The organism is Pseudomonas sp. TE3899, assembly GCF_056279105.1.
This window is the reverse complement of the sequence record NZ_JBWBQR010000001.1, coordinates 1,155,976-1,170,068: the sequence shown is the minus strand read 5'-3', so window position 1 is coordinate 1,170,068 and position 14,093 is coordinate 1,155,976. Positions and strand designations below refer to the sequence as shown.

At 61.6% G+C, this 14,093-nt stretch carries 14 protein-coding genes and 1 pseudogene; 12 read left to right on the top strand and 3 right to left on the bottom strand.

Translation table 11 applies throughout. The features are described 5' to 3' along the window. The first annotated feature begins 77 nt into the window (after positions 1–77). The 11 genes and pseudogenes from ACZ89E_RS05365 to ACZ89E_RS05315 form a co-directional block, all read left to right on the top strand. Positions 78–275 carry a hypothetical protein gene (locus tag ACZ89E_RS05365; protein WP_476255036.1) on the top strand — a complete coding sequence of 66 codons (198 nt, stop codon included), beginning with the start codon at positions 78–80 and terminating at the stop codon, positions 273–275. Further along, on the top strand, positions 276–572 hold the full coding sequence (locus tag ACZ89E_RS05360) for a TonB-dependent receptor plug domain-containing protein (protein WP_476255035.1): 297 nt from the start codon (positions 276–278) through the stop codon (positions 570–572). A 21-nt stretch (positions 573–593) separates the two neighbouring features. Continuing rightward, positions 594–1,196 (top strand): hypothetical protein, encoded by a 603-nt coding sequence (locus tag ACZ89E_RS05355; RefSeq protein WP_256672432.1) that lies wholly within the window; start codon positions 594–596, stop codon positions 1,194–1,196. A 1,332-nt stretch (positions 1,197–2,528) separates the two neighbouring features. Beyond that, positions 2,529–3,491 (top strand): ABC transporter substrate-binding protein, encoded by a 963-nt coding sequence (locus ACZ89E_RS05350; RefSeq protein ID WP_476255034.1) that lies wholly within the window; start codon positions 2,529–2,531, stop codon positions 3,489–3,491. Positions 3,492–3,507: 16 nt separating this feature from the next. Beyond that, positions 3,508–4,854, top strand: coding sequence for an LLM class flavin-dependent oxidoreductase (locus ACZ89E_RS05345; RefSeq protein WP_476255033.1), 1,347 nt, complete (start codon positions 3,508–3,510; stop codon positions 4,852–4,854). Continuing rightward, positions 4,851–5,534, top strand: coding sequence for a peroxiredoxin-like family protein (locus tag ACZ89E_RS05340; RefSeq protein WP_476255032.1), 684 nt, complete (start codon positions 4,851–4,853; stop codon positions 5,532–5,534). The genes ACZ89E_RS05345 and ACZ89E_RS05340 overlap by 4 nt, the downstream gene beginning before the upstream one ends. A gap of 13 nt (positions 5,535–5,547) precedes the next feature. Continuing rightward, a complete protein-coding gene (locus tag ACZ89E_RS05335; protein ID WP_476255031.1) occupies positions 5,548–6,558 on the top strand; it encodes an ABC transporter substrate-binding protein in 1,011 nt (336 codons plus the stop codon). Between the two features lie 243 nt (positions 6,559–6,801). Continuing rightward, positions 6,802–7,989 (top strand): acyl-CoA dehydrogenase family protein, encoded by a 1,188-nt coding sequence (locus tag ACZ89E_RS05330; protein ID WP_476255030.1) that lies wholly within the window; start codon positions 6,802–6,804, stop codon positions 7,987–7,989. Next, on the top strand, positions 7,986–8,945 hold the full coding sequence (locus ACZ89E_RS05325; protein ID WP_476255029.1) for a D-isomer specific 2-hydroxyacid dehydrogenase family protein: 960 nt from the start codon (positions 7,986–7,988) through the stop codon (positions 8,943–8,945). The genes ACZ89E_RS05330 and ACZ89E_RS05325 overlap by 4 nt, the downstream gene beginning before the upstream one ends. Positions 8,946–8,988: 43 nt before the next feature. Then, positions 8,989–9,477: a GFA family protein gene (locus tag ACZ89E_RS05320; protein WP_463257595.1), complete on the top strand. Its 489-nt coding sequence runs from the start codon at positions 8,989–8,991 to the stop codon at positions 9,475–9,477. Between the two features lie 391 nt (positions 9,478–9,868). After that, positions 9,869–10,003: pseudogene (locus ACZ89E_RS05315) on the top strand (MipA/OmpV family protein); the annotation flags it as partial. A 153-nt stretch (positions 10,004–10,156) separates the two neighbouring features. Here the strand turns inward: ACZ89E_RS05315 and ACZ89E_RS05310 are convergent. From ACZ89E_RS05310 to ACZ89E_RS05300, 3 genes are all read right to left on the bottom strand, one after another. Next, positions 10,157–11,443, bottom strand: coding sequence for an ATP-binding protein (locus tag ACZ89E_RS05310; RefSeq protein WP_476255028.1), 1,287 nt, complete (start codon positions 11,441–11,443; stop codon positions 10,157–10,159). Next, entirely contained in the window at positions 11,444–12,151 is a 708-nt protein-coding gene (locus tag ACZ89E_RS05305; RefSeq protein WP_476255027.1) for a winged helix-turn-helix domain-containing protein, read from the bottom strand. It lies immediately after the preceding gene. Positions 12,152–12,449: 298 nt separating this feature from the next. Then, the gene (locus ACZ89E_RS05300) at positions 12,450–13,058 is read right to left on the bottom strand and encodes a MiaE family protein (protein WP_054047466.1); all 609 of its coding nucleotides are present in this window, start codon (positions 13,056–13,058) and stop codon (positions 12,450–12,452) included. A gap of 159 nt (positions 13,059–13,217) precedes the next feature. Between ACZ89E_RS05300 and ACZ89E_RS05295 the strand changes: the two genes are divergently transcribed. Beyond that, the gene (locus ACZ89E_RS05295) at positions 13,218–14,081 is read left to right on the top strand and encodes a universal stress protein (RefSeq protein WP_476255026.1); all 864 of its coding nucleotides are present in this window, start codon (positions 13,218–13,220) and stop codon (positions 14,079–14,081) included. Positions 14,082–14,093: the final 12 nt, after the last annotated feature.

The following is a 14,093-nucleotide window of genomic DNA, read 5'->3' as shown; positions in this document are numbered from 1 at the left end:
GCAGGCATAGGGGCAAACCCACCGACATCCGACCCCTCTCCAGGTGGAGGCTGCATCCACCTGGAGAGGATTTACCCATGCCCGCCGCCTTGCGCACCGACGCCTATTACGCCGCAGCAGCCCTGAGCCTGCTCGCCATCAGCCTCCACGCCCACGCCGAAAACACTGAGCCGGATAAAACACTCAGCACCGTGGTCGTCACCGGCAACCGTGGCAATCAACCGCGCACCATCACCGACAGCCCCTCGCCCATTGATGTGATCAGCGCCCAGTAATTGCAGGCCAGTGGCAAGGTCGGGCTCAAGGAATTGCTCTCGCGCCTGCTGCCTTCCTTCAACCTGCCGGCGATCAACGGCGGCGGGACGTCCTGGTCGGTGCGCGACGTGACCATGCGCGGGCTGTCCGGGGATCAGGTGCTGGTGCTGGTCAACGGCAAGCGCCGGCACAACACCACGCTGATCAACAACCTGGCACGCATCGGCACGGCGGCGGTGCCGGTCAACCTTGACCTGATTCCGGTCTCGGCGATCGATCACATCGAAGTGCTGCGCGACGGTGCCTCGGCGCAATAAGGCTCGGACGCCATCGCCGGGATGATCAACATCATCCTCAAGGAAAACGACAGCGGCGGCAGCGCTGAAACATCGTTCGGACGCTACGGCAGTGGCGACGGCGACACCGTGCACCAGACGTTCAACTACGGCCTGGCACTGCCCAATGACGGCTTCGCCAACCTGGCGCTGGACAGCAAGGAACAGGAACCCTTCGCCCGCACCGGCAGCGCCACGGGCAACCTGTATTCTTCACCCGGTTTCCCTGACAGCCGCGACCAGACCGTCAACCGCCACGGCTGGAACCCCAGCTATGGACTGGGCCGGGAAAAGGTCACCAACGCCAGCTACAACCTCGAACTGCCGATTCAGGATGACCTGACGTTCTATTCCTTTTCCACCGCCAGCTACATGGAAACCACCAAGGTCACCGGCAACTATCGACCCAACGACATCACCTCCCTGGCTGGCGACCCGGACACGCCCTACCCCGACGGCGTACACGCCCAGCGCCGCAACCGCACCATCGACTTCCAGTTCGCCGGTGGTTTCAAGGGCGAGGTCGGTGGCTACAAATACGGGCAGTTTTCGCCGTTCGGCTTTGGCGGGGCGTATTACTACACGCGGTTGGCGTACAACTTCTGATCCCCGCATGATCGTTCCCACGCGGGGCATGGGAACGACCATGCACACCACCAACCTGTAGGAGCGAGGCTTGCCCGCGAAGAACGATGACACGGCATACCTGAAAAATCGAGTCGTCTGCTTCGCGGGCAAGCCTCGCTCCTACAGGTTATCGATCGTTCCTACGCTCTGCGTGGGAATGCCTCAACGGACGCTCCGCGTTCGGCTCTGAATGGGACACGGAGCGTCCCGGGCTGCATTCCCACGCGGAGCATGGGAACGATCATGTACACCACCGACCTGTAGGAGCGAGGCTTGCCCGCGAAGAACGATGACACGGCATACCTGAAAAATCGCGTCGTCTGCTTCGCGGGCAAGCCTCGTTCCTACAGGTTATTGATCGTTCCTACGCTCTGCGTGGGAATGCCTCAACGGACGCTCCGCGTTCGGCTCTGAATGGAACGCTGAGCGTCCCGGGCTGCATTCCCACGCGGAGCATGGGAACGATCATGTACACCACCGACCTGTAGGAGCGAGGCTTGCCCGCGAAGAACGATGACACGGCATACCTGAAAAATCGCGCCGTCTGCTTCGCGGGCAAGCCTCGCTCCTACAGGTTATCGATCGTTCCTACGCTCTGCGTGGGAATGCCTCAACGGACGCTCCGCGTTCGGCTCTGAATGGGAGGCGGAGCGTCCCGGGCTGCATTCCCACGCGGGGCATGGGAACGATCATGCACACCACCAACCTGTAGGAGCGAGGCTTGCCCGCGAAGAACGATGACACGGCATACCTGAAAAATCGCGCCGTCTGCTTCGCGGGCAAGCCTCGCTCCTACAGGTTATCGATCGTTCCCACGCTCTGCGTGGGAATGCCTCAACGGACGCTCCGCGTTCGGGTCTGAATGGAACGCTGAGCGTCCCGGGCTGCATTCCCACGCGGAGCATGGGAACGATCATGTACACCACCGACCTGTAGGAGCGAGGCTTGCCCGCGAAGAACGATGACACGGCATACCTGAAAAATCGCGTCGTCTGCTTCGCGGGCAAGCCTCGCTCCTACAGGTTATTGATCGTTCCCACGCTCTGCGTGGGAATGCCTCAACGGACGCTCCGCGTTCGGCTCTGAATGGGACGCGGAGCGTCCCGGGGTGCATTCGCACGCGGAGCGTGGGAACGATCAGCGCACGACTTAAATGCATTTATTTCATATTGAACATCGTGATAATCAGCTTACTTAATAATTAGCATATAACCATAAAGACTTTCCCAACGGCTTTTTATAGAGATAACGTCAACCCCAGACCGACCCCTTCTCCAGGCGGAGGCCACACGAACCCGCCTGGAGCTTGTCATGTCACTCAAACCGCTGTTGTTGAGCCTCTTCTGCACCCTGGGCTTCACCGCCATCAGCCATGCCGCCGACCTGCAACCCTTGCTGGTAGCCAATCAAAAATCCTCGATCAAGGTGCTGCTGGACGTCTCCGGCGAATTGAAGGATGTGCCCTACGACATCCAGTTCTCCGAATTCCCCGCCGCCGCGCCGCTGGGCGAAGCGCTGAATGCTGGGGCGGTGGACATCGGCGCCCTCGGTGATGCGCCTTATGTGTTCGCCCTCGGCGCCGGTGCACCGCTCAAAGTGATCAGCATCATCCACGCCGAAGGTCGCTACACCACGGCCATTCTCGCGCTCAAGGATTCGCCGCTGAACAACGCCAGCGACCTCAAGGGCAAGCGCATCGTCACCACTCGCGGCTCCATCGGCCACTTCCTGGCGATCAAGGCCCTGCGCAGCGTCGGCCTGAGCACCCACGACGTGCAGTTCATCTACCTGATGCCCAGCGAATCGCGAATCCTGCTGGACAACGGCAGCGCCGACGCCTGGTCGACCTGGGACCCTTACACCACGATTTCCACCACCCAAAGCCAGGCCAAGGTCCTGGCCAGCGGCGACACCCTGCTGACCAACCATTTGTACCTGGCCGCCACCAGCCAGGCGATCGCCGGCAAGCGCCAGCAACTGGACGATTTCGTCGCCCGGGTCGACCGCGCCTACCGCTGGACCAACGCCCACCCCGAGGAATACGCCGCCGCCCAGGCCAAGGTCACCGGCCTGCCGCTGGCTGTGCATGTCGCGGTGAATAAAGGCACGCACATGCAACCGGTGACGATTGACGACACGGTGATCAGCGGCCTGCAAACCACCGCCGACATCTATCAGGAAGAAGGCATTCTCACTAAACACATCGACGTCTCCCAAGGCTTCGACAAGCGCTTCAACGCCCAGCGTGCCCCGATCAGCCAGGCATCGCGCTAATTCAGGAGTAAGAACCATGAGCAAACAACGTCAACTGAAACTCGGTGCGATGGTCCATGGCGTCGGCCACGGCTGGGGCGAATGGCGCCACCCGCAGGCTCAGCCCAACGCCAGCGTGAATTTCGACTTTTACAAGCAGCAGGCCCAACTGGCCGAAGGGGCGAAATTCGACTTCGTGTTTATCGCCGACAGCCTGCACATCCACGAAAAATCCAGCCCGCATTACCTCAATCGCTTCGAGCCGCTGACCATCCTTTCGGCGCTGGCGGCGACCACACAACATATCGGCCTCGTGGCGACCGTCACCGTCAGCTACACCGAACCGTTCCAGGTCGCGCGTCAGTTTGCGTCCCTGGACCACATCAGCGGCGGTCGCGCCGGTTGGAACGTGGTGACCTCCTGGCTCAGCGGCACCGCCGATAACTTCGGCAAGGCCGAACACCCGCCCCACGCCGTGCGCTACCGCATCGCCAAGGAACACGTGGAAGTGGTCAAGGGTTTGTGGGATTCCTGGGAAGACGACGCCTTCGCCTACAACAAGCAAAGCGGTGAATTTTTCACCCCCGGCAAACTGCATGCGCTGGAGCACAAGGGTGAGTTTTTCTCGGTCAAAGGTCCGCTGAATATCGCTCGCTCCCAGCAAGGCCAACCGGTGATTTTCCAGGCTGGCACCTCGGAGGCCGGACGCAATTTCGCGGCCGAGAACTCCGATGCGATTTTCGTCAGCCCCGAAACCTTCGATGAAGCCAAAGCCTACTACCAAGACCTGAAACAACGGGCCAGCGGCTTCGGCCGGGATGCGCAGAAGCTGTCGATCCTGCCGGGCATCCGCCCCATCGTGGGCCGCGACGAAGCGGAAGTGGAAAGTCGTTATCAGCAAGCGGTGGAACTGGTCAGCATCGAAGACGCGATTGTCGCCCTCGGCCGGCCATTCAATGACCATGATTTCAGCCAGTACCCGCTGGATGCGCCGTTCCCCGAATTGGGTGATTTGGGCGCCAACAGCCAGAAAGGCGGGTCCGACCGGATCAAGCAACTGGCCAAGGACGAAGGCCTGACCTTGCGTCAGGTGGCCCTGCGTTTCTCCCGGCCACGCCGGGATTTCGTCGGCACGCCCGAGCAGGTTGCCGACGCCCTGCAAACCTGGTTCGAGGCCGGAGCCGCCGACGGTTTCATCATCAATTCATTGCTGCCCGATGGCTTGCAGTACTTCACCGAATGGGTGGTGCCGCTGTTGCAACAACGGGGCCTGTTTCGCGAGGAGTACAGCGGCAACACCCTGCGCGACAACCTGGGTCTGGACGTCCCTGCCAACCGTCACGCCGCCCTTCAAACCGAAGAGAAAAGCGAGGCCGTGGCATGAGCGAATCCCTCAATCAATTGCTCGCGGATCTGCACGCCGAACGCCTGGCGACCTGGGAGCCGGCGGCCCTGCAAGTCAATATCGATCAGCGTCAACGCCTGGTCGATGAGGCTCGGACCGAGGACTTCGTCAAGGTCGGCGACACCCTTGAGCCTTTCACGCTGTTGAAGGTTGAAGGCGGTGAGCTGAGCCGCGATGAATTACTCGCTAACGGTCCGGCGGTGCTGATTTTCTTCCGCTTCGCTGGCTGCCCGGCGTGCAACATCGCCCTGCCCTGGTACCAGCGTCTGCTCTATCCGCAACTGCATGCGCTGGGTGTGCCGCTGGTGGCGGTCAGCCCGCAGGTGCCGGAACGCCTGGTCGAGATCAAGACCCGGCACAGCCTGGAACTGCAAGTGGCCAGCGACCCGGACAACCAGCTCGGCCGGCGCCTGGGCATTCTCTACAGCTTCGATGAAGCCTCGCGCAAAGCCTCGCTGGCCAGGGGCGCCGGCATCGGTGAAATCACTGGCACCGGCACCTGGGAATTACCGCAACCGACTGTGGTGGTGATCACACAGGACGGCACCGTGGCCTTCGCCGAAGTCAGCCCGGACTGGCTGGTACGCACCGAAGCCGACCCGGTGTTGCGCGCCGTTGAACAACTGCTCGGGCAACTCCCCGCGCGAATCGCTATCTGACCAGAGCCTGACCATGACGAAAAACATTCAACAGGGTCAGTTCAATCGTCGCGGCTTCCTGACGGCCAGTTCGATTGCCGTAGGTGCGTTGGGGCTGTCCTCCCTGGGCCTGGGCGCCCGCGCCTTCGCGCAAAACACCTCGCTGTCGGACCTGACGCTGGGCGTCGCCACCTACCGTGGCCAGGAGTCGTACTTCACCGAAGACGCCGGTACCGCCAACCGCCCGTATAAGGTCGATTACGCGGAGTTCGCCGGCGGCAACCTGATCGTCGAAGCGCTGGCCTCGGGCAGCCTGGACATCGGTTCCATGAGCGAGATCCCGCCGATCTTCTCGATCCAGAGCCATCGCCAGCCGAAGCTGATCGCGGTGATTCAAGGCGATGTGAACAACCAGGTGTTCCTGATCCCCAAGGACTCGACCCTCGAATCCGTCGGGCAATTGAAGGGCAAACGGGTCGGCTATGTGCGTTCCACCACCTCGCACTACTTTCTGATCAAGGCCTTGAAGGAACAGGGCCTGACCATGAAGGACATCACCGCTGTGGCCCTCACACCGCAGGACGGCTTCAGCGCTTTCCAGAGCGGCCAGCTCGATGCCTGGGTGATTTATGGCGTGTTTATCCAGTTGGCGAAGTTTCGCAGCGGCGCCCGGGTCCTGAAGACGGCCCAGGGCTATTTGTCCGGCAACTATTTGATGGCGGCACGCCCCGCCGCCCTGGAAGACCCGCTGCGCAAACAGGCGATTCAGGACTACTTGCAGCGCACCGCGCGCACCCTGGAATGGATCAACAACAACCCCGAGCCTTGGGCCACCAAATCGGCGCAGTTGCTGGGCGTTGATAAAGCCGTGTTCCTCGACATGTACAACAGCCGCAGCCAGCCGTGGAAAGTCCTCGAAGTCGACGACCAAGCGATCGCCTCGCAGCAGGAAGTGGCGGATCTGTTCTTTGATGCGGGGGTGTTGAGTGAGCGGCTGGATGTGGGGCCGTTGTGGGACAGGCAGTTCAGGTTGTTGCCGTTATGAATTTCATGGCCGAACACCCACCCCTTGTGGCGAGGGGGCTTGCTTGTGGCGAGGGAGCTTGCTTGTGGCGAGGGAGCTTGCTCCCGCTGGGTCGCGAAGCGGCCCCCGCTTATCCCTGAAAAGCAGGGGACTGCTGCGCAGTCCGGCGGGAGCAAGCTCCCTCGCCACAGGCAAGCCCCCTCACCACATTTGACCTCATTGAAGCAGCTACCGGCTCTCACCTTTTGATCGAGTGAACCCACCATGAGTCTTTCCTCTCAACACGCTTCACCCCTGCGCTCCATCGAAGCAGCCAATGTCGAAGCGCTGCTGGAAACCCTCGGCGCACAACTGGCCGCCACGGCCCACGTCTATGACGAAAGCGGCGCGTTCCCTCAGGACAATTTCAACGTGCTGCACGAGCACGGCCTGGTCGCGCTCACCGTGCCCAAAGCCCTTGGCGGTGGCGGCGCGAACCTGAGCCAGGCGCGCAAGGCGATCAGCGCGATTGCCAAAGGCGAACCCTCGACGGCGCTGATCCTGGTGATGCAATACCTCCAGCACGCACGTCTGCAAGACAGTAAATCCTGGCCCGAGGCCCTGCGTCTGCAAGTGGCCCGGGACGCGGTCGAGCACGGCGCATTGATCAACGCCCTGCGGGTCGAGCCCGACCTTGGCACTCCGGCCCGTGGCGGTTTGCCGGCCACCGTTGCCCGACGCACTGCCGCCGGTTGGCGCATCAGCGGGCGCAAGATCTATTCCACCGGCAGTCACGGCCTGACCTGGTTCAGCGTCTGGGCGCGCAGCACCGATGAAGATCCGCTGGTCGGTGCCTGGCTGGTGCACAAGGACACGCCGGGCATCAGCATCATTGAGGACTGGGATCACCTGGGCATGCGCGCCACATGCAGCCATGAAGTGGTGTTCGACAATGTGCTGGTGCCGCTGGATCACGCGGTCAGCGTCAGCCCTTGGAGCGCACCGCAACCCGAGCTGGATGGCGATGGGTTCCTGTGGATGTCGGTGTTGTTGTCATCGGTCTACGACGGCGTTGCCCAAGCGGCCCGCGACTGGTTGGTCGGTTGGCTGGAACAACGCAAGCCGTCCAACCTCGGCGCGGCACTGTCGACCCTGCCGCGGTTTCAGGAAACGGTCGGCCACATCGACACGCTGTTGTTCGCCAACCGCAGCCTGCTGGATGCCGCCGCCGAAGGGCGCACGCCATCGAGCAACGCCGCGCAACTGAAATACCTGGTGACCGGCAACGCCATCCGCGCCGTCGAGCTGGCCATTGAAGCTTCCGGCAACCCCGGCCTGTCACGCCACAATCCGCTGCAACGGCACTACCGCGATGTGCTCTGCAGTCGCGTCCATACACCGCAAAACGACGCCGTGCTGCAAGGCGTCGGCAAAGCCGTTTTCGCCCAGCGCCAACCGAAGGAACGCCCATGAGCCAGCTCGTGATTGCCAGTCAACTGGATGAAGACTTCAACGATGTGATCCGCCAGCGCCTCGCGCACATCCACCCCGGCGCCGAGGTCCTGGACGTGCCAATTGGCGTGCCCAGCGACCTGCCCGCCGAAGTCAGTATTTTGCTGGCGCGTCCGATCAATGTGCGCGGCTACCTGGCGCCGGACACGCCGCCACCGGGCTGGCCTTATGGCTTGAAGTGGATTCAAGTGGTGTCGTCCGGTATCGACTTCTACCCCACATGGCTGTTCGACGGCCCTCCGGTGAGCACTTCCCGGGGCAGCGCCGCCGAGAACATCGCCGAGTTTGCCTTGGCCGCGATCTTCGCCGCCGCCAAGCATCTGCCGGATATCTGGGTGCATGACTCACACTGGAATTTCACCGCGCTGACACCGCTCAAGGGCACGACGTTGGGGATTCTCGGCTTCGGTGCGATTGGCCGCAGCCTGGCGGCGAAGGCCCACGCCCTGGGCATACATGTCGTGGCGCTACGACAGAGCCAGGCGCCCTTCGAGGTTGAAGGCGTCGAGGCCGCGCGGGATATCCACGAGTTGTTTACCCGGTCCGATCATTTGGTGCTGGCCGCGCCGTTGACCGCTGCGACCCGACACATCGTCAATAGCGCGGTGCTGGCCAGCGCCAAACCCGGTCTGCACCTGATCAACATTGCCCGGGGTGGTTTGCTCGATCACGGGGCGTTGCTGGAAGCGCTGGACAGCGGCGCGATTGGCCTGGCTTCGCTGGACGTGACCGAGCCCGAGCCGCTACCTGACGGGCATCCACTCTACGCCCATCCAAGGGTGCGTCTGTCGCCGCATACGTCGGCGATTTCCAGTAACAGCCGGCATGAGATTGCCGACAGTTTCCTGGCCAATCTTGAGCGTTTCCTGAATGGCTTGGCGCCGGAGAACCTGGCGAACGTACAGCGCGGGTATTGATCTAGGCTGTCTTGAACCCATTCAAGAACAGCCGGAGGTTGTCATGCAGCTCGAAGGTTCCTGCCATTGCGGCGCGGTGTCGTTCAGTCTGACCAGCGCCCACCCCTACCCTTATCAGCGCTGCTACTGCTCGATCTGCCGAAAGACCCAGGGCGGGGGCGGTTACGCCATCAACCTCAGTGGCGATGCGGACAGCCTGAAGGTCAACGGGCGCAAGCACATCGCGATCTACCATGCGCGGCTCAAGGAGGAAGGCGACAAACGCGCCCACCGCAGCACCGCCGAACGGCATTTCTGTTCGGTGTGCGGCTCGGGGTTATGGCTGTTCAGTCCTGAATGGCCGGAGCTGATTCACCCGTTTGCCTCGGTTATCGACACGCCGTTGCCGGTGCCGCCGCAGAACACGCATTTGATGCTGGGTTCGAAAGCGTCGTGGGTGGAGGTCGAGCTGAAGCCTAAGGATCAGGAGTTCGAGGTCTATCCCGAAGAGTCCATCGCTGATTGGCATAAACGCCTCGGTTTGGAAAAGTGAACAGATCTGCAGTGGTGAGGAAATTCTATTGTGGCGAGAGGGTTTGTCGGAATGCCGCATCACCCCGTTCGGCTGCGCAGCAGTCGTAATTCCTGCTCGCGTGGTGTGACAGGAGGAATGCCGGGGCCGCTTCGCGACCCAACGGGGGCAAGCCCCCTCGCCACAACGAACGCCTTGCCACCGGTTATTCGCCGCACCCCAGAACCCCTTCACAGTCTTTGACAGTTTCCCGACTAAGCTCTCAAAGATCGCTGGCCACCCGCCGCCTAGCATGGGCGCATCCAAATTCCCTCGGGTACTCCCATGTTTCGTTCCATGTGTTTATCGCTGACTTCGCTGTGCCTGCTCGTGTACATCGGCGCGAGTGATGTGCGCAAGGACCGCAAGACCGTTGCCGATTGATGAGCGCTGGCGTTTGACCACGGTGCTGGCGGTGCAGTATCTGGCGAGCGAGGCGGCGGACAGCCCGATTGTCGAGCGACGGTTGCAGACGTCGTTGGCTGGGCAGGTGGTTTATGCCGTCTAATATCGTTCCCACGCTCTGCGTGGGAATGCAGCCCGGGACGCTCTGCGTCCCATGGGAACGCGGAGCGTCCCTTGAAGCATTTCCCACGCTCTGCGTGGGAACGATCATCCGTAGGAGCGAGGCTTGCCCGCGAAGGCGTCCTCAAGAACGACACTAATCCAAATGCGCCCACGTCATGCGAAACGACGCCCCACCCCACGGCGAATCCGCCACTTCCACCTGCCCACCGTGGGACTGCGAAACCCGCCGCACCAACGCCAGGCCCAAGCCAAAACCGCCGGTACGCCGATCCCGACTGGCGTCCAGCCGCGAGAACGGTTCGAAGATCTTTTCCCGCCCGTCCATCGGCACGCCCGGCCCGTCATCGTTGACCTGCACTTCGTAGCGATCATCGTTGCGCACCAGCGACACCTCGACGCGCCTGTCGGCATAACGAATGGCATTGCGCAGGAGGTTGATCACCGCCCGGGCCATGAAGCGCGGTTCGATCCGCACCTCATCAATCTGGCACTCGACAATCAGCAACTGCACCCCCGCCGCTTCCGCCTCCAGCGCCACACTGCCGACCACGCTGTCGAGCCAACTGCTGGCCTGGATATTCTCGCGATTGATCACCGTGGCGCCGCGCTCAAGGCTGGCGTAAGTCAGCAGTTCAGAGACCATTTCTTCCAGTTCGCCCAGGTCGGCGTACATGTCGGCGATCAGCTCGCGGTTCTGGGTCGGATCGGGTTGTTGCTTGAGCTGATCGAGCTCGAACGACAACCGCGCAATCGGTGTACGCAGTTCATGGGACACCGCGTTGGTCAGCTCGCGCTGATTGGCGATCAGGCCTTCGATGCGCGCCGCCATCAGGTTGAAGTGTTCGGCCAGGTCGCGGATGTTCGAGCGCTTGGACAGCTGGATCCGCGACGACAGATCGTTATCGCCAAAGCGCTCGGCGGCCAGGCGCAGTTTCTCCAGATCCCGCCAGTGCGGCCGCACCCAGAAAAACAGCACGATACCGATCAAAACCGCCAGCATCAGGTAGGCCGCCGCGATATAGAACGGCATCAGGCTGGGTTCCGCCGGGAGCTTGATGCTCAGCAGTTGCGAGCCGCCATCAATGGTGGAAATGAACTGCGTGTATTTCTCCCGAATCACCAGCATGCCGTTGGCCAACAGGGCTTTTTCCTGGTCATCGAGGGCCAGTTGATCAGCCTCGACCAGCGTCAGCCCCAAGCCATAATGCGGACGCAAGGCCTCCAATTGCTGCTCGCGCCCCGGCCCTTCCAGGCCGCGCAACTGCTCCACCAGCGTATACGCCTGACCGCGCACGGCTTCGCGATTGTAGGCCTGCATCTGGTTGTCGAGCAGTGCGTTGAAGGTGTGTTCGACCGTCTGCAACGCCAGCACCAGCCCCACGGCGAGCATCAGGTACAGCCCCAGAAATAACCGCAGCATCTAAAGCTCCCACGCGAACGGATTGAACAGGTAACCCTTGCCCCAGACGGTCTTGATGCACACCGGTTCCCGGGGGTTGTCCTTGAGTTTGGCCCGCAGTTTGCTGATGTAGACGTCGACGCTGCGGTTGAGGCCGTCGAAGGCGATGCCGCGCATGCGGTTGAGGATGTCGTCGCGGGACAGGATCTTGCCGGCGGCGCTGGCCAGCAGCCACAGCAGCTCGAATTCCATGGTGGTCAGCTCGATGCCCTCGCCCGCCAGGCGCACTTCGCGGCAGCTGCGGTCGATGCTCAAGTGGCCGAATTCCAGGGCGCTGCACACGTTGGTGTCCGGCGTCTGCCGACGTTGCAAGGCGCGCAAACGGGCGAGCAGCACTGGGGGTTTTATCGGTTTGATCACGTAGTCGTCGGCGCCGGACTCCAGGCCGAGGATATGATCGAGGTCGTCTTCCTTGGCGGTGAGGATCACGATCGGCGTGTCGGACACGCTGCGAATCTCGCGGCACACGTGCAGGCCGCTCTGACCCGGCAACATCAGGTCGAGCACGACGATTTTCGGTTTGAATTCCAGAAATGCGGCCAACGCCAGGTCGCCGCGGTGCACCGCCCGGACCTCGAAGCCATGTTGGGACAGGAAATGCGCAATCAGCCCGGCGAGCTTTTCGTCGTCTTCCACCAGCAAAACTTTGCCAAAACCCAGGTTATCCATAACGACCGCGTGCCAACCCTTGTTTGAAGTGGGCGGCATTATGGCGGCAATCAGTGACGAGACGGAGATGGCAGGCAGCAAAAACCGGCCGTGGGGGCCGGTTTTGGGTGATGTTTCATACTCTTAAGAGTTTTTAACAATATTGAATCAAAACATCACAGCCTGCGGATGACGTCGTTTTTGTAGGAGCGAGGCTTGCCCGCGAAGGCGGTGTGTCATTCGACATTGATGTTGGATGATACGACGCCTTCGCGGGCAAGCCTCGCTCCTACAAGGGGATATGCGGCGGTTGATTGGGTCATGCGGCGGTCGGGATACCGCTGTGGAAACGGAATTCCACGTCCGGCGATTCGATCAGCTCTTGCTCGGCAGCGCGAACCCGATCGATGACCTGGGCGATGTCCTTGGCGTCGCCGTACTGATAAGCCAGTTTCAGGTAACCCTGAAAATGCCGCGCCTCGCTTTTGAGCAAGCCAAAGTAGAACTTGCCCAGTTCTTCATCCAGATGTGGCACCAGCGCCTCGAAACGCTCGCAACTGCGGGCTTCGATGAAGGCGCCGACCACCAGGGTATCCACCAGTTTCACCGGCTCGTGGCTGCGCACCACTTTGCGCAGGCCCGAGGCATAGCGCCCGGCGGAGAGCTGGCGCAGCTCGATCTTGCGCTTTTTCATCAGACGCATGACTTGTTCGTGGTGCACCAGCTCTTCCCGGGCCAGGCGCGACATCAGGTTGATCAGATCCACGTGGGAGTGGTACTTGGCGATCAGGCTCAACGCCGTGCTGGCGGCCTTGAATTCGCAGTTCTTGTGGTCGATCAGCAAGGTTTCCTGATCGGCCAGCGCGGCCTGGACCCAGCCGTCAGGGGTGCGGCAGCCGAGGAACTCGTGAATTTCGGGAAGGATCATGGGGCTCACGGATAAAAGGTTCAAAACGAAGGGCGCCGATTATACGGGCTTGTCGGCAGACCACCAGTCGCCGCCATTGATATGCATCAAGTCCCGTATTCCCGAGCAGCAACTATAGTTGTCCAACGCAGTGTTCTTTACTTCCTGGAGATCCCGACCATGCAAGCCATCCGCAGCATCCTAGTGGTCATCGAACCCGAACACTCGGAAAGCCTGGCGCTCAAGCGCGCAAAGTTGATCGCGGGCGTAACCCAGGCGCATTTACACCTGCTGGTGTGTGATCGAAAGCATGACCACAGCGGCATGCTCGGCGTGCTCAAGGCTGCGCTGGTGGAGGACGGCTACAGCGTGACCACCGAGCAGGCCTGGAACGAGAGCCTGCATGAAACCATCGTTGACGTGCAGCAAGCCGAAGGCTGTGGGCTGGTGGTCAAGCAGCATTACCCCGACAGCCCACTGAAAAAGGCCCTGCTGACCCCGGCGGACTGGAAATTGCTGCGCTACTGCCCGACGCCGGTGCTGCTGGTGAAAACCTCGAAACCCTGGACCGGCGGAGTCATTCTGGCGGCCATCGACGTTGGCAACACCGACGGTGAGCACCGCACGTTGCACGCGTGCATTGTCGATCACGGCTACGACATCGCCAGCCTGGCCAAGGCGCAGTTGCACGTGATCAGTGCGCACCCGTCACCGATGCTGTCGTCGGCGGACCCGGTGTTTCAGTTGCGCGAGACCATCGAGGCCAAGTATCGCGAGCAGTGCAAGGCATTCCAGGCCGAATTCGATATTGACGACGAGCACCTGCATATCGAGGAAGGCCCGGCGGATGTGCTGATTCCGCATATGGTGCACAAGCTGAACGCGGCAGTGATCGTGATTGGCACCGTAGCGCGGTCCGGGTTATCGGGGGCGTTGATCGGCAATACGGCGGAAGTGGTGCTGGATGCGGTGGAGAGCGATGTGCTGGTGCTCAAGCCAGATGAGATCATGGATCATCTGGAAGAGGTTGTGACGCGGCATTGAGGGGTGTGGTGT

Coding starts and splice junctions, on each gene's coding strand:
- ACZ89E_RS05365 (WP_476255036.1), top strand. CDS start 78: ATGCCCGCCGCCTTGCGCACCGACGCCTATTACGCCGCAGCAGCCCTG.
- ACZ89E_RS05355 (WP_256672432.1), top strand. CDS start 594: ATGATCAACATCATCCTCAAGGAAAACGACAGCGGCGGCAGCGCTGAA.
- ACZ89E_RS05350 (WP_476255034.1), top strand. CDS start 2,529: ATGTCACTCAAACCGCTGTTGTTGAGCCTCTTCTGCACCCTGGGCTTC.
- ACZ89E_RS05345 (WP_476255033.1), top strand. CDS start 3,508: ATGAGCAAACAACGTCAACTGAAACTCGGTGCGATGGTCCATGGCGTC.
- ACZ89E_RS05340 (WP_476255032.1), top strand. CDS start 4,851: ATGAGCGAATCCCTCAATCAATTGCTCGCGGATCTGCACGCCGAACGC.
- ACZ89E_RS05335 (WP_476255031.1), top strand. CDS start 5,548: ATGACGAAAAACATTCAACAGGGTCAGTTCAATCGTCGCGGCTTCCTG.
- ACZ89E_RS05330 (WP_476255030.1), top strand. CDS start 6,802: ATGAGTCTTTCCTCTCAACACGCTTCACCCCTGCGCTCCATCGAAGCA.
- ACZ89E_RS05325 (WP_476255029.1), top strand. CDS start 7,986: ATGAGCCAGCTCGTGATTGCCAGTCAACTGGATGAAGACTTCAACGAT.
- ACZ89E_RS05320 (WP_463257595.1), top strand. CDS start 8,989: ATGCAGCTCGAAGGTTCCTGCCATTGCGGCGCGGTGTCGTTCAGTCTG.
- ACZ89E_RS05310 (WP_476255028.1), bottom strand. CDS start 11,443: ATGCTGCGGTTATTTCTGGGGCTGTACCTGATGCTCGCCGTGGGGCTG.
- ACZ89E_RS05305 (WP_476255027.1), bottom strand. CDS start 12,151: ATGGATAACCTGGGTTTTGGCAAAGTTTTGCTGGTGGAAGACGACGAA.
- ACZ89E_RS05300 (WP_054047466.1), bottom strand. CDS start 13,058: ATGATCCTTCCCGAAATTCACGAGTTCCTCGGCTGCCGCACCCCTGAC.
- ACZ89E_RS05295 (WP_476255026.1), top strand. CDS start 13,218: ATGCAAGCCATCCGCAGCATCCTAGTGGTCATCGAACCCGAACACTCG.